This is a genomic window from Campylobacter ureolyticus (assembly GCF_027277485.1).
Lineage (GTDB): Bacteria > Campylobacterota > Campylobacteria > Campylobacterales > Campylobacteraceae > Campylobacter_B > Campylobacter_B ureolyticus_B.
Genome location: NZ_JAPXGQ010000003.1, coordinates 98919 through 114337, shown reverse-complemented (window position 1 = coordinate 114337; position 15419 = coordinate 98919). Strand labels below are relative to the sequence as shown.

Genomic DNA, 15419 nt, shown 5'->3' with positions numbered 1-15419 from the left:
TAAATTTAAAATATATCCTTATTAATCAAAAGTTTTTAAGGCTGAATTTTCTCAGCCTTAAAATAACTAAAATAGTCCAAATTTTCCATCTTTTCTTTTATATAAAACTCTCATTTTAGCATTCATGTCATTAAATACTAAAAATTGGTCATTGCTATTTTTTAAAGTAAAAAGTGCTTCATCAATTTCTAATGGCTTATGAGTTTCAAGCTCAGCCTCAACTATCTCATCTATATGCTCACTAAGATCTATATCATGGCTTTTATCAAGAACTATCTCTTTTAGCTCATCTTTATTTTTATGAGTTTTCCACTTATCGTGCTGTCTTCTTAAAACCTTAGATGCTCTTTCTATAATGCTATCTATAGCAGCGTAAAGATCTTTATCTTTTTGAGATATAACAATAGTTTCTTTTTTTGGCAAATTTATAGATAAATTTACAACAAAACCTTTTCTTCCTTGCTTTTCATCCGCTGAAATAACACATCTTGTTGAAACTATGTTTAGATTATATTTTTCTAAATTTTCAAACGCTTTTTCTAAGTACTCTTTTATAGTATCTGTTAACTCAAACTGTTTTCCAACTATGCTTGTATTCATGTCTTTTCTTTCTCCTTAAAATTACTTTCATATTTTTTTTATCTTGTTTTTTTAATTTTTTATAGTTTTAATATTTTATGGTCTTTGAACTGTTCTTCTATGAAATCTAACAGGATCTATGCCATCAGTATTTTGCACCATAACATCTATTAAAGCTACATTATAGTAATTAGCATCATTGTCATTAACATCTTTTAAACCCATGTTGCTTTTATCAATATGATTTGAAGACTTGGCATTGGCACTACATCTAGGCATGTCATTATCAAGATAAAATATATTAACTGTTGCCACAAACCCATCACCAAAATCATATGCTTTTTCTGTAAGACACTCACTAGAATAATCAGTTCCTTGCATATCTAAAACTGCTAAACTTGTAGCACTCATAGCATATAATTCTGCTTGCTCTTTTAAATAAACATCACCTGATTGTTTTACTATCTTTGAAGATAGAGATAGTGACATCATACCTAAGGTTGCTATAAGCATAACAAAAAATATCGCCATTATTAAACTAAAACCTTTTTTCATTAGAACACCACCTTTGTCTTACAAACAACAAATCTATTATTATCGGTTACACCATATTTTTCAGAATTAGCATTTAAACAAAGCTTTAAATCCATTCCACTTGCACTAAATCCTCTAAACCTAAACAAAGTAACATTTTCGACTAAAAGAGTTTTTATGCCGTTTGCATATGTTTGCCCCATCCAAGGTCTGTAGTCATAGTATAGGTATAAATTTCCATTTTCAGGAACTATAGCATAAGCTGAGTGAGATATTTGATATCTATCTGAAATTTGCCCACCCATATAACCTCTTGCAAGAGTAATTTCTGCACCATTATCAGGCATATTAAAAACCATGGTTTTATCTGGATTTTCACCTTTAAATCCATAACCTAATTCTTTGGTAGTCTCTATACCTTGAAATATCATTGCCAAATTTTGATCTCCACCTCTTGATATAGTGTTTATAACCTCTTTTGTGGCTGGTAGCCTACCACCTATGAGTATACGTCTGCTATTTTCGTATATGCCAATGTCCAAAAACCCACTCCAACCTATAGAGCTATCTATGTTTACTCCTGCTAAATTCCTACTTTGGGTACTTTGCCCAATCCACTCTAAAATATCATGATCGTGTTGAAGACCTGAACTATAGACTAATACAACATCATTTAAATCTGAACTTTTTCTACCAATTGTTGCTTGTTTTACTCTATCACTTAATCTTGAAGCTATCTGATCAAGTGCTAGTTGAGTTTTATTTTCTGTCTCATCTACTATTTTTGAGGTAAGATAATTTTTATAAACATTTGTATAAATATTAGTTCCTATCAAAGATAAGATGCCAAGTATAACAATAACAAGTATAAGTTCGATTAAAGTAAAAGCTTTTTCCATCATTTTACATTCCTTTATACTCAGTAGTCATAGGCTTATTCATGCCAATATTTGGAGCATAAAAATACATCGTTGATTTATACTCTCCAGTTCCTGCAGCTTCTGCTGTATCCTCAACTGTTACTTTTATGCGCTTTATATTTGTAGGTGTTCCACCATTTATTCGACTGCCTTTATCGCTAAGTGAAAAATTCGCAGAGTCATTTACATAACGAACTTCTGTATCAAAACGCATATCTGAGATAAAATCTTCATTTGAAGCCTTTTTATTCCTAGTTATAAGAGAGCCATCAAAATCATCTATGTCGTTTCTTTGTTGGTTAAAACCGTAGGAGTTATGACCAGACCTATATATTTTATTTCTATCTATTATTCTATTTTGTTTATCAAATCCTGAACCATCTGCTATTAAGCTTCCTGGTCTACTTCTAGCCCCATTTATGCCATTTAATGGTATAGCGTTATAAATAGGAATTCTAATATTACCTCTTTTTTCCCTCAAATAAGATTCAACTGCTTCTGGGCTACCACATGTTCTGCCATCATCTTCACACATGGTTCTAAAAGCTGTGCTATCCCAAGGCATTGAGATAATTCTACCCATTAATGTTTTAGCACTATATGCAAGCTCTTGTTTTATAGCCAACTCATTTGATTTTTGTGTTTGTGCTACAATATTTGGAAGTGCGGCTAAAGTTATAGCAACTACAACTATAGCAAGAACAAGTTCTATTAATGAAAAACCTTTTTTGAAAGATCCTTTTTGGATATTAAAACCAAAGGACCTGTAAAACACTATTTTTTTAACTATTTTCATAAAAACCACCTCTTAAAAACTATTCTAACATTTTAGAAAAGTTATACTGAATTTATCGTGATTATATCATAAATAGTTAAAAATCTATCTGAAATATTTAAATTTAATTTTTTATTATATAACTATTTGTTTTAAATAAATTGAATATTTAAATAAATTTGCAAATTTTAAAAATAAATTTAATTAAATTAACCGATTATAAAGAGTAAAAGTGTAAAATAAATGATTTAAAAATTTAAAACAAGGATTTTAATTATGAAAGTTAAAATTTTAACTCTTTTTTTTGTACTCATTTTTATGATAGGTTGTAGTACAAAATCATCTGGACTTTACAATCTAAGACCTGAAATTTGGTATAACCATATCATGGCAGACATAAAAGCAAATGACTTAAAAGAGGCTGATAAGCACTACAATCAATTTGCAAGCGAACATGTCGCCTCACCACTTCTTGAGCCAACACTTTTGGTTATGGCACTAGCAAATACAGATGAAGGTAAATACACAAGAGCAAATGAACTTTTAGATGAATACATAAGAAGATATGGAACAAAAGAAAAAATAGAATATGCAAAGTTTTTAAAAATAAAAGCAAATTATGACTCTTTTCAAAGGCCAAATAGAAATCAAAATTTAATGCAATATAGCATAATAGAAATTGAAAACTTCTTATCGGAGTATCCAAATACACAATATAGACCACTTTTAGAAACTATGCTTATTAAATTTAAACTCGCAGTTTATCATCTAAATGAAAATATAAAAGATTTATATGTTCAAAAAGGAAGAGATGTATCAGCTAAAATTTATGAAGAAAAACTTCAAAACTCGGCTTTAAAAGATGCAAATTTATCAGCTCCAAATCTTCCTTGGTATAGAGCATTTTTCGAATAAGACTAAAAGGAAATAGATGAAAATTTCAAAAAATACTTTGCCTATTATTACAATGAATGGGCAGTTTTTATATCCATTCATGATAACACCTATTTTTATTCATGAAAGCGATGAGCTTGAAACCTTGGAGTTTGCTATAAAAAATGAAACTATGATTTTAGTAGCTAATGAAAGGGAAAATGCCACTTCAAAGAATAAATTTGAAAATATTTATAATGCCGGTGTTGTTGGAAATATAATGAGAAAAGTAGATCTCCCAGATGGAAGAGTTAAAATTTTATTTCAAGGGGCTTATAAAGCTAAAATTATAAAAGAAATTTCACAAAAGCCACTTTTGGCTGAAATAAAGCAAATAGAAATAGAAATTTCAACTGATAATAAAATAGAACCGCTTTTAAATATTTTAAAACAAAAAATAAAAACACTAAATTCAATGAATGGCTACTTTTCGCAAGATTTATTAAGGACAATTGAAGAAAGCAGTGATGCTATAAGGGTTCTTGATTTAACTCTAAGTGCTTTAAGACTCACAAAAGATAAAGCCTATGATTTTTTTATAAAAGAAAATTTAGAAGAGCTTTACTTTGATACAATTGATTATATCATACAAGAAATAGAGGCAAATAGACTTGAAAAAGAGATAAAGTCAAAAGTTCACTCAAAAATAGAAAAAACAAATAAAGAGTATTTTTTAAAAGAGCAATTAAAGCAAATTCAAAAAGAACTTGGCAATGAAAATGAAAAAGAAGAAGAAGTCTTAGAATATAGAAAAAAACTTGATCTTAAAAAACCATTTATGAGTGATGAGGCGTATAAAGAGATAAAAAAACAGATTGACAAATTTGCAAGGCTTCATCCTGACTCAGCTGATGCATCAATGGCTCAAAGCTACTTAGACTGGGTTTTAGAAATTCCTTTTGAAAATCTAGCAAAGAAAAAAAGCTCTATGAGTGATGTTAAAAAACAACTTGATAGTGATCATTACGCACTCACAAAACCAAAAGACAGAATGGTTGAATATTTTGCTTTGCGTGAGCTTTTGGAACTTCGTGGACTGAAAGATAAAGTAAATAATGGCATAATTTTATGTCTTGCAGGACCTCCCGGAGTTGGCAAAACAAGCCTTGCAAATTCAGTTGCAAAAGCTCTAAAAAGAGAACTTGTTAGAATAGCTCTTGGCGGACTTGAAGATGTAAATGAGCTTCGTGGCCATAGACGAACTTATGTGGGTGCAATGCCTGGAAGAATAGTTCAAGGATTAATTGATGCAAAACAAATGAATCCTGTTATGGTGCTTGATGAAATAGATAAAATTTCAAGAAATTTTAGAGGTGATCCAACAGCAGTTTTATTAGAGGTGCTCGATCCTGAACAAAACAATAATTTTAGAGATTATTATTTAAATTTTAATATTGATTTAAGCAAGATTATATTTATAGCAACAGCAAATGATGTAGGAAGTATCCCTCCTGCACTTAGAGATAGAATGGAGTTTATATTTTTAAGCTCTTACACACCACAAGAAAAATTTCAAATTGCAAAAAAATATCTTATCCCGCAAGAACTTAAAAAACACGGACTTAAAGCAAGTGATGTAAATATAACTGATGCAGCATTAAAACTACTTATAAGTGATTATACAAGAGAAAGTGGTGTTAGAAATTTAAGAAGAAAAATAGCAGACATCTTAAGAAAAACAGCAGTTAAAATTCTAAATCAAGAAAAAAACGAAAAAGTCTTAGTAAGTAATAGAAATCTAGAGGAATTTGTAGACAAAAAAGTCTTTGAAATAGATACTGTTGACAAAAAAGATATGATTGGCATAGTAAATGGTCTTGCTTGGACGGCAGTTGGAGGAGATGTTTTAAAAATAGAGGCTATTAAAATAAAAGGTAAAGGAAAGCTTAATATAACTGGGCAACTTGGTGATGTAATGAAAGAATCCGCCATAATTGCTTTTAGCGTAGTAAAAGTCTTAATAGATGAAAATAAGCTTGAAATTCCAAAAAAGCTATATGAAAAAGCCCATATGAATGTAAGTGAAAATGAAAAAAGTGAAAATAGTCAAAATCAAATAAACAACAACGAACAAATCTATAATCTTTTTGATCTTCATTTACATGTTCCAGAAGGTGCAACCCCAAAAGATGGTCCTAGTGCTGGTATTACAATGGCTGTAGCTATTGCTTCTATTTTGTCAAATAAAAAAGTTAAAGCTGATATTGCAATGACAGGTGAAATTACCCTAAGTGGAAAAGTTTTACCTATTGGAGGGCTTAAAGAAAAACTAATTGCAGCTCATAAAGCAGGTATAAAAAAAGCATTAATTCCTAGAAAAAACTATGAAAGAGATCTTGATGAGCTTCCAAATGAAGTAAAAGATGCCATTGAAATAATACCGGTTGATATTATAGATGATGTTTTAAAAAATGCATTAGTTTAAAAGCTAAGATAAAAATTTTATAATCAATTTGTATGAATATTTTTTTAGACTCGTAAATCCCACATCATTTTTCTAAAAATCATAATGTGGGATAATCCAAATTTATTTTTTAAAAATACTCATTATGGATTTTAATAAACTATCAAAAATATTTGTCTTTCCCTCTGTAATTTTATCTAAAAACTTTTCATAAGTAGTGTTATTGTCTTTTAAGAATTTAGATAGATACTCCCCACTTTGTTCCATACCACCAACTTTCTCAAGTTCTACAAGTTTTTTATAGATAGGAATTATCTCTTTTATGGCCTTTCTAGGAGCTGCCTTTCTATAAGCTGTATAAGATACAATTTCATTTGATACTGGGTCAACAACAGTTTCAAATTTTGTCAAAACCCAATAGTATCTTCCATCTTTGGCTAAATTTTTAACCAAAGCTTTAAAATCCTTATTCTGTTTTATTGTATCCCACATAAGTTTAAATGCTATCCTTGGCATATCAGGGTGGCGAACTATGTTATGTGGTTGTCCTATAAGCTCTTCTTTGCTATATTGGCAAACATCTACAAAATAGTCATTTGCATAAGTTATAACGCCTTTTGGGTCTGTTTTTGAAATTATCCACTTATTAGGATTTAGTGGAATTTCTTTATCTTTTGGCATAGGTCTTTGCATAACATCACCTCTTCTTAATAAAATTTAAACATTATACGACAATGTAACTTAAAATTAAATTTATCAAATCTTAAATTTTTTTTAACTGAAATTATGATATAATACAAACAAAAATCTTGTAAAGGAATAAAAGTGAGCAAGAGTGAAACAATCAATGCTTTTAAAAGTGCCGCAAATCATCAAGATTTCATAATGACAAGAATAAAAAATTGCATAAGACATGAAAGAGATAAAGAAATAGTTGATGTTATTGGTGAAGAGAATAAATTTGATGAAGTCATAAGCAATACAAATTATAAATTTCAAGAACTCTTAGGCTCTATTTTATATAGCGAGGTCATTAAAAACTACTACCTATGGAGAGATACTTGCATAGCCATATACAAAATTTATATAAAAGATTTGAGTGCAAGAAGACTTAAAGTAAATAAAATAAGCGAAATGGATAGAGAAGTCTTAAAATCGAAATTTGATGACCTAGAAAATATACAAAAAATATTAGCCCAATACTGCAACACAGTTCTTGCAAGACTAAATGCCTTAGGTGATGATAAATTTTAAGCAAGTTTTATAAAAATTAATATTTAAAAAACTTGCTTATATGCGAAAAATAATTTTTACTATATTTTTTAATTTTTTTTATAAAAAATTTAAGATCTATAGCTTGCGTTTATATCAACATACTTGTGACCCAAATCACACCCATAAGCACAAAATTTACCGTCTGCAATGCCTAAATCACAACTTATTTTAAAACTTTCTTTTTGCATTACAGCGTGAGCTTTTTGCTCTCTTTCTTCATCAAGTTCAGGGTGATTAATATCATAAACTAAAACATCATCATATTTTATAACCAAACTCTCTTCACTGCACTCAATGCCACTTGCTCCAATGGTTGAAGCTATTCGTCCCCAGTTTGGATCTTCTCCAAAAATTGCTGTTTTTACCAACAATGAATTTGATAAAGCCTTAGCTGCCTTCATAGCCTCTTTATCATCTTTAGCTCCATTTATTTCAAAAGCTACGACTTTGCTTGAGCCTTCACCATCTTTTACAAGCATTAAAGCTAAATTTAAAGTTATCATATCAAGAGCAGTTTTAAAAGCTTGTTTATCATAGTCTTTTTTACCACTACTTATAAGCATAACAGTATCATTTGTAGATGTATCACCATCCACACTAACAGAATTAAAACTATTTTCAATGCTTGACTTTAAAAGTTCATCCATATCATCTTTTGAAATATTAGCATCAGTTAAAATATAACATAGCATAGTAGCCATTGCTGGATTTATCATGCCTGCACCTTTACAAATAGCAGCTATATTAAAACTCTTGCCATTTTCTAAATCAACTCTAAAACTAAGTTCTTTTTTAAACTTATCGGTTGTCATTATAGATTTTGCAACATCATCTGAGTTTCTAGCATAAAAATCAAACTGATCTAAACCTTTTATAATTTTTTCCTTATCAAGCCTTTGGCCAATAACACCCGTAGAACTCATTATAGGATTAATTAATTTTATTTTTTTACCAAGTTCTTTAAAAATTTCATCAATATCATCTATACCCTTTTTACCAGTCATAGCATTTGCATTTTTTGAGTTTAAAAGTATAAAATTTGTTTTAAAATTTTGAGGATATCTTAAAAAATGTCTAATTGGTGCAGCTTTAAATTTGTTCGTAGTAAAGCACGCACTTATTAAAAATTCTTTATCACTTCTTATAAAACCTAAATCATTATTTTTTTTCTTTACGCCTGAATGCACGCCATCAAAATAAAACCCATCAACATTTTCAAGCCCACCTTTTAGTGAAATTATATCAAACATATTTTAACTCCTGCGGTTTATATCTACCATTTATAAGTTTTCTTGTATAATTTATCCCCTCAGCCGTGCCTATAACTAAAAGTGTAGCATTTGTGCCTATTATAGCATCACCACCAGGCATAGGAGTAAATTTATTATTTTCATCTTTTATTCCAACTATATCAGCACTTGTAATTTCTCTGAGTCTAGTTTCACGAAGTCTTTTAAATCTAACCCAAGAATGACTTGGAACTACAATTTCTTCAATATCAATTAAAGAGTCTTTTTTGTATAAAAATCTTTCTAAGATATTTTCCATATCTGGTCTTACACTTATAGCACTAAGTCTTTGAGCGGCAAGTTTTGATGGAAGTATAACTGAGTCTGCACCAAGCTTTTTAAGTTTATCTGCGTCTAAATCATTATCAGAAACACTCATAACAAAATATGGCTTTTTAAGTTCGAGTTCTTTTTCATATAATCTTACGGTTGCAATTATTGCAATATTATCAGCTATATTTGAACTAAGTGCAATAACGCCTTTTGCACTAGAAAGATGAGATTTTAAAAGTGAAAGTTCAGTATGAGGTTCGCCTTGTATAAAATAAGGATATTTGTTTTCATGAGCAATCTTACTCAAATCATCACTTGTGTCAATAACAACAAAAGGGATATGATTTTCTCTAAATTGCTTTGCAAGCTCAATTGTATAGATATTGTGATAGCAAATAACAAAGTGATTTTTTAATCTTGCTATTTTATTTACCATATTTCTCTCCCTAATGGCATTTACTAAAAAACCTTTTTTTAGGCTTTCTATAACAACACCTAAAGAAAATGTAAAAGCCCCAAAACCAGCAAAAATAAATGCCACAGTAAAGATTCTCCCAGCTGGAGAAATCTCAGCAACTTCGGTAAATCCGACAGTTGTAAAGGTCATCCCTGCTTGATAAAATCCATCACTTAAAGAAAAACCGCTAAAAACCATATATCCCAAAGTTCCAATTAGCATAAGCGAAACAATAAGAATTAATGGTAATCTAAACGGTTTTAATTGTTCGTAAAGCTCAAAGTTAAGATTTACATCAGGTTTTGAAGATCTTGTCCAGTTGAGAAATTTACGAACCCTATCCCAAAAAGACATTTTAACAAACTTTTATATAAAAACTATCTGGATTGTTTTTTCATAGTTCTTAAGGTTGAAGCTGCAACTTTTATTCTTCTAGTTGTTCCATCTTCTAAAACAACTCTTATGCTTCTAAGATTTGGTAAAAATCTTTTTTTATTTTTGTTGTTAGCGTGACTTACGCTATGACCTACCAATGGGCCTTTTCCTGTAATAGCACATCTTTTTGCCATATTTTATCCTTTGAAAACTTAAATTTAAAAGGTTGATTATACCAAAAAATCTTCAAATCTTACTTAAATTTATTAAATTTCGTATTTTATTAGTTTTTATGATTTAAAAGGGTAAAATTCAAATTTTAAAATTAGTTATAAAAAATTTAAGGAATTTAAATGTATGTAGCGCCAAGTATTTTATCAGCTGATTTTGCAAATTTAGAAAGTGAAATAAAAGCAGTTTGTGAAGCTGGAGCCGATCTTATACATATAGATGTAATGGATGGGCATTTTGTACCAAATTTAACAATTGGACCTGTTGTAGTAAATGCAGCTAAAAAATCAAGTTCCGTACCTTTAGATATTCATCTAATGGTTGAAAATCCAAGCTTTTTTGTAGAGATGTTTTTAGGGATTAAACCTAAATTTCTAGGATTTCATATTGAGGCTGAAAACCATCCCTTAAGATTAATAGAATACATTAGAAATAATGGAATTTCTCCTGCAATTGTTTTAAACCCACACACACCGATAAGCTCACTAAAGCATATTATAAATAGCGTTGATATGGTTCTTTTAATGAGTGTAAACCCAGGATTTGGTGGACAAAAATTTATGCCTATCGTAATAGATAAAATAAAAGAATTAAAAGAACTTATATATAAAACAAACTCAATTTGTATGATAGAAGTTGATGGCGGTGTAAATGGACTTAATGTAGCTGAACTTGATGAGGCTGGAGCTGATATAGTAGTAGCCGGAAACTATATATTTTCATCAAATGACTATAAAACCGCAATTAGATCTTTAAAAGTATGAAAAAAAATAATAAATTAGAAAATTTTATAGATTTACTTTCTCAAAAATCAATTAACTATCATGATTTTTTAACAAAGGCAAGTGAGATCGATGATATAAAATTCAACCCAAAAGATTTTGATATGTGGTATGCTTCAGGACTTGAAGTAGTAAAAAAGGATAATGGAAAAGTAACAATTGCTACAAAAGATAAAGAGATTAAAGATGAAATTTTTTGCATTACAGATATTGAGACAAATGGTGGCATAAAAGATGGACAAATTATAGAAATAGGAGCAGTAAAACTAAAAAATGGTCTAATTTTAGATAAATTTGAAAGCTTTATAAAAGCTGATTTTATTCCTGAGGAAATTAGTGAATTAACTGGAATTAAAGTTAGTGATTTAGACAATGCTCCAAATTTAGCCACCGTGCTTGAAAAATTTAAACTTTTTTTGGGAACTAGTACTTTTGTAGCTCATAATGTTAAATTTGATTATGATTTCATAAGCAAAAGTTTGGAAAAATTAGACTATGGTGTGCTTTTAAATAGGAGAATTTGCACTATTGAGTTAGCCAGACGAACAATACCATCTGCTAAATACGGACTTGGCTCATTAAAAGAGCTTTTAGGTATTCATAACGCTCATCATAGAGCATTAAATGATGCAATAAGCGCAGCAATAATATTTAAAGTCGCACTTGAAAAACTTCCTTGGACAGTTCAAACCGTAGAAGATTTAATACATTTTTCAAAAACAGCAAAAAGCGTTAAAATAGTAGAGAAGAAAGAGTAAATGTCAGTAGTTTTTGCAAAAATAAATTTAGATAATTTAAAACAAAATTTTTTAAATTTAAAAAAATTTGTTGGAGATGATATAAAGTTTTGTGCTCTTATAAAGGCAAACGCCTATGGGCATGGAAGCGTAGAAATAGCTAAAAGTTACGCTGAGTTTGGTGCTGATTATCTAGCAGTAGCAAGAGTAAATGAGGGTGAAGAGTTAAGAAAAAATGGTATAAAGTTGCCTATTTTGCTCCTTGGATATAGTGATGAAGTAAAAAAAGCTCTATTAAACAACCTTGAGCTTTGTGTTTTTAACTACGAATATGCAACCACTATAAATGAAATAGCAAAATCCTTCAATTTAAAGGCCAAAATTCATATCAAGCTTGATACAGGAATGGCAAGACTTGGTTTTGTAGTACGCGATGAAAAAAGCATTTTAGAAACAACTTTAACTTGTTTAAAAATTTCAAAACTATCAAATATAAAAATAGTTGGTGTTTTTACTCATTTTGCTAAATCAGATAGTGCTGACAAAAGCTTTACAAACCTACAACTTAAAAGATTTAATGCTCAAATTTATGATTTTGAAAAAAATGGACTTAAAATACCATTAAAACATGTCTCGAACTCAGCAGCTATTTTAGATATACAAACTGCAAATTTAAATATGGTAAGAAGTGGAATAGTTGGCTTTGGATTTTATCCATCAGATGAAGTTAAAAAAAGCGTAGACCTAAAGCCTGTTATGAGCCTTTATGCTATGATTTCAAATATTAAAATTTTAAAACCAAATACTCCAATTAGTTATGGTGGAGTTTACATAACAAAAGATTATGAAAAAATTATAACGATTTGCATCGGTTATGGCGATGGGTTTCTAAGAGAGCAAAATAATCCAGAGGTTTTAATTAATAATGTAAAATGCCCGGTAGTTGGACGAATATGCATGGACCAGTGTATGGTAAAAGTACCTTTTAATATGGAAGTTAAAGTTGGTGAATATGCAACAATTTTTAATGAAGGTGATTTTAACGCTTCAAATTTAGCCAGAAGATGCAATACTATAAGTTATGAAATTTTATCTTTAGTAGCTTCAAGAGTTAAAAGAATTTATTACAAAAATGGCAAAATTATAGATTGAATTTATCTTTCTTTTAAAATCACTTATTTTTATTAAGTTAAAATGTATTATATAGTTAAAATAATTAAATATTGAACTTTAACTGCCAATTGTACAAAATTCTTAAAATATAAATTTTGAAATGTTATTGTTTATTTGCTAAAATATCTAAATTTTTTTAAAAGGATAAAAATGGCAAATTTACTTATAATAGGAGCTGGTGGAGTTAGCCAAGTTGCAACCTACAAAGCTGCTGCAAATTATGACGTATTTAGCAAAATAACTCTTGCAAGTAGAACAAAAAGCAAATGTGATAAAATAGCAAAATTTATAAAAGAGCGCCTTGGAGTAGAGATTCAAACCGCACAAATTGATGCTGATGATACAGACGCAGTTGTTAGTCTCATCAAAAAAACAGGTGCTGAAATTTTATTAAATGTTGCACTTCCATATCAAGATTTAACACTAATGGACGCTTGCGTAAAAGCTAAAATTAACTACATTGATACTGCAAATTACGAGCATCCAGATACTGCTAAGTTTGAGTATAAACTTCAATGGGCAAAAGATGGGGAGTTTAAAAAAGCTGGGGTTTTAGGACTTCTAGGAAGTGGCTTTGACCCAGGTGTTACAAATGTATTTTGTGCCTATGCACAGCAATATCTGTTCGATGAAATTCACTACATTGATATACTTGATTGCAACGCTGGAGACCACGGATATGCATTTGCTACTAACTTTAACCCAGAGATAAATTTAAGAGAAGTTTCAGCAAATGGACGATATTGGAAAAAAACTAATGATTCCGTAAATGAGCGAAAAACAAACTGGAAAAATGATGAATGGGTAGAGACAAAGCCTATGGAGATTGGCTTTAAATGGGATTATCCAGAAATTGGCGTAAAAGATAGCTACCTTTTATATCATGAAGAGCTTGAAAGCCTTAGCAAAAATATCAAAGGTTTAAAACAAATTAGATTTTTTATGACATTTGGACAAAGCTATTTAACCCATATGAAATGTCTTGAAAATGTTGGAATGCTTCGCATAGATGAAGTTGAACATAATGGCGTAAAAATAGTTCCTATTCAGTTTTTAAAGACACTTTTACCAGATCCTGCAAGCTTAGGCGCAAGAACAAAAGGCAAGACCAATATCGGATGTGTGATTCGCGGAGTAAAAGATGGCAAAGAAAGACAAATTTACATCTATAATGTTTGCGACCATGAAGAGTGTTATGCTGAAACTGGAGCTCAAGGAGTAAGCTATACAACAGGAGTTCCAGCGATGATTGGTGCAAAAATGATAGCCCAAAATAAATGGAACGGTAAGGGCGTGTTTAATATGGAGGAATTTGATGCAAAACCTTTTATGGATGAACTTAACAAGCAAGGACTTCCTTGGAAGATAATTGAGATGAAACCAGGTGAAAGCTATAAAGTGGGCGAAATTTAAAAATATAAAGCAAATTTGAGTTTTTTAAATTTGTTATTTTTCCAAAAATACACTTATAAATAAGTAAGCTGATAACACAATTCATAGTTTATAAAATTGAAATAAAAATCAATTTTGTACTTTGATTTGTAGCATCAACTTACTTTTCTATCAAGCAGTTCAAAAGTTTTATTATATTTTTATATCTTTTTGATAGAATTACGAAATTTAGTAAATTTGAGGAATTTATTTTGAGATTACAAACAACTTTAATGACTCTTGCTTCCATAATCATAATTTTTGCAGGCTTAAAAGCTGCAAACTCAGTAGTAGTGCCTTTTTTATTAGCTACATTTATAGCAATTGTAACTTCTCCTGTTTTAGATGCCTTAGAAAAAATTAAAATTCCAAGAACTATTTCATTTATATTTGTAGCATTTTTACTGCTTGGATTTTTAGCATTTATTGGAAGTGTTGCAGTTACTACGATGTTTGACTTTTTAGGACAACTTCCTGAATTTAATAGAAAATTTCAAGTATTGTTAAGTGAATGGATGGAAAAACTAAACAACACAGATTTTAAAGATATGATAGTTTTTGATCCAAATATGTTTAACTTAGAATCCAATAAAATTATTACGACAACAAGTTCACTTGTTAGAAAAACAGGTTCAATGATGTCTATGTGGCTTTTTATACTTTTACTTGTTGCATTCATGCTTTTTGAAACAAGAGTTATGCAAGAAAAAGTAAAATATCTAAGCCGTAAATATTCAAATGCTGTTGTTTTTGTAAATTCTTTTGTTTATAATCTTAAAAGATACCTTTTTATAAAAACAATAGTTTCAGTAGCAACTGGGCTTATTATAGGTTTTGGACTTTATTATTTAGGCATTCCATATGCGGTTTTATGGGGAATAGTTGCTTTTATAATGAATTATATACCTACAATTGGTTCTTTTGTAGCTGCTGTACCGGCTGTTTTTGTAGCATTAATAAGTGGAAATTTTTCAGATACTATTTGGGTTGTAGTGCTATATATAGCAACAAATACTATTTTTGGAGTAATTTTAGAGCCAAGATTAGTTGGTGAAGAGCTTGGAATTTCAACTATAACTGTGCTTTTTAGTTTACTTTTATGGGGTTATGTTTTGGGAATGGGTGGACTTTTTTTAGCAGTTCCACTAACCATGACTATTCAAATCGCACTTAAAATCAATCCTAAAACAGAATTTATAGCTGTAATGTTAAGCAATAAAGCTGAAAAATAACTGTTACTTTATATAGATT

Annotated in this window: 16 protein-coding genes; 8 read left to right on the top strand and 8 right to left on the bottom strand. The window is 29.7% G+C overall.

Translation table 11 applies throughout. The annotated features are described in order from the left end of the window. Positions 1-66: 66 nt before the first annotated feature. The 4 genes from hpf to O6B72_RS02560 form a co-directional block, all read right to left on the bottom strand. Positions 67-600, bottom strand: a complete 534-nt coding sequence (hpf, locus tag O6B72_RS02575) for a ribosome hibernation-promoting factor, HPF/YfiA family (RefSeq protein WP_269492117.1) — start codon at positions 598-600, stop codon at positions 67-69. 75 nt (positions 601-675) lie between these two features. Next, on the bottom strand, positions 676-1134 hold the full coding sequence (locus O6B72_RS02570; protein WP_269492116.1) for a hypothetical protein: 459 nt from the start codon (positions 1132-1134) through the stop codon (positions 676-678). Next, positions 1134-2012 carry a type II secretion system protein gene (locus O6B72_RS02565; RefSeq protein WP_269492115.1) on the bottom strand — a complete coding sequence of 293 codons (879 nt, stop codon included), beginning with the start codon at positions 2010-2012 and terminating at the stop codon, positions 1134-1136. The genes O6B72_RS02570 and O6B72_RS02565 overlap by 1 nt, the downstream gene beginning before the upstream one ends. Positions 2013-2016: 4 nt before the next feature. Further along, entirely contained in the window at positions 2017-2829 is an 813-nt protein-coding gene (locus O6B72_RS02560; RefSeq protein ID WP_269492114.1) for a prepilin-type N-terminal cleavage/methylation domain-containing protein, read from the bottom strand. A gap of 255 nt (positions 2830-3084) precedes the next feature. Here O6B72_RS02560 and O6B72_RS02555 point away from each other — a divergent pair, with 255 nt between their 5' ends. Together O6B72_RS02555 and lon are read left to right on the top strand one after the other, a co-directional pair. Further along, entirely contained in the window at positions 3085-3723 is a 639-nt protein-coding gene (locus tag O6B72_RS02555) for an outer membrane protein assembly factor BamD (protein ID WP_269492113.1), read from the top strand. Positions 3724-3739: 16 nt separating this feature from the next. Beyond that, a complete protein-coding gene (gene lon, locus O6B72_RS02550; RefSeq protein ID WP_269492112.1) occupies positions 3740-6166 on the top strand; it encodes an endopeptidase La in 2427 nt (808 codons plus the stop codon). Positions 6167-6268: 102 nt separating this feature from the next. Here the strand turns inward: lon and O6B72_RS02545 are convergent, their stop codons facing one another. Further along, positions 6269-6838, bottom strand: coding sequence for a PAS domain-containing protein (locus O6B72_RS02545; RefSeq protein WP_269492111.1), 570 nt, complete (start codon positions 6836-6838; stop codon positions 6269-6271). A gap of 132 nt (positions 6839-6970) precedes the next feature. On the opposite strand from O6B72_RS02545, the gene O6B72_RS02540 reads away from it, so the two are divergent. Beyond that, the gene (locus tag O6B72_RS02540) at positions 6971-7399 is read left to right on the top strand and encodes a hypothetical protein (protein WP_269492110.1); all 429 of its coding nucleotides are present in this window, start codon (positions 6971-6973) and stop codon (positions 7397-7399) included. An 89-nt stretch (positions 7400-7488) separates the two neighbouring features. Here the strand turns inward: O6B72_RS02540 and argJ are convergent, their stop codons facing one another. Genes argJ through rpmB form a run of 3 tightly spaced genes read right to left on the bottom strand, consistent with a single transcriptional unit; the run spans position 7489 to position 10008 of the window. Beyond that, positions 7489-8670 carry a bifunctional glutamate N-acetyltransferase/amino-acid acetyltransferase ArgJ gene (gene argJ, locus O6B72_RS02535; RefSeq protein WP_269492109.1) on the bottom strand — a complete coding sequence of 394 codons (1182 nt, stop codon included), beginning with the start codon at positions 8668-8670 and terminating at the stop codon, positions 7489-7491. Next, the gene (locus tag O6B72_RS02530; protein WP_269492107.1) at positions 8663-9793 is read right to left on the bottom strand and encodes a potassium channel family protein; all 1131 of its coding nucleotides are present in this window, start codon (positions 9791-9793) and stop codon (positions 8663-8665) included. The genes argJ and O6B72_RS02530 overlap by 8 nt, the downstream gene beginning before the upstream one ends. A 23-nt stretch (positions 9794-9816) precedes the next feature. Beyond that, positions 9817-10008 (bottom strand): 50S ribosomal protein L28, encoded by a 192-nt coding sequence (gene rpmB / locus O6B72_RS02525; protein WP_018712735.1) that lies wholly within the window; start codon positions 10006-10008, stop codon positions 9817-9819. 159 nt (positions 10009-10167) lie between these two features. Here rpmB and rpe point away from each other — a divergent pair, with 159 nt between their 5' ends. The 5 genes from rpe (at position 10168) to O6B72_RS02500 (ending at position 15400) form a co-directional block, all read left to right on the top strand. Continuing rightward, the gene (rpe, locus tag O6B72_RS02520; protein ID WP_269492106.1) at positions 10168-10809 is read left to right on the top strand and encodes a ribulose-phosphate 3-epimerase; all 642 of its coding nucleotides are present in this window, start codon (positions 10168-10170) and stop codon (positions 10807-10809) included. Continuing rightward, entirely contained in the window at positions 10806-11585 is a 780-nt protein-coding gene (locus tag O6B72_RS02515; protein WP_269492105.1) for a 3'-5' exonuclease, read from the top strand. The genes rpe and O6B72_RS02515 overlap by 4 nt, the downstream gene beginning before the upstream one ends. Further along, positions 11586-12716, top strand: coding sequence for an alanine racemase (gene alr, locus O6B72_RS02510; RefSeq protein WP_269492104.1), 1131 nt, complete (start codon positions 11586-11588; stop codon positions 12714-12716). A 171-nt stretch (positions 12717-12887) separates the two neighbouring features. After that, positions 12888-14150: a saccharopine dehydrogenase family protein gene (locus O6B72_RS02505; RefSeq protein WP_269490925.1), complete on the top strand. Its 1263-nt coding sequence runs from the start codon at positions 12888-12890 to the stop codon at positions 14148-14150. A gap of 230 nt (positions 14151-14380) precedes the next feature. Continuing rightward, on the top strand, positions 14381-15400 hold the full coding sequence (locus O6B72_RS02500; RefSeq protein WP_050335386.1) for an AI-2E family transporter: 1020 nt from the start codon (positions 14381-14383) through the stop codon (positions 15398-15400). The last annotated feature ends 19 nt before the right edge of the window (positions 15401-15419 follow it).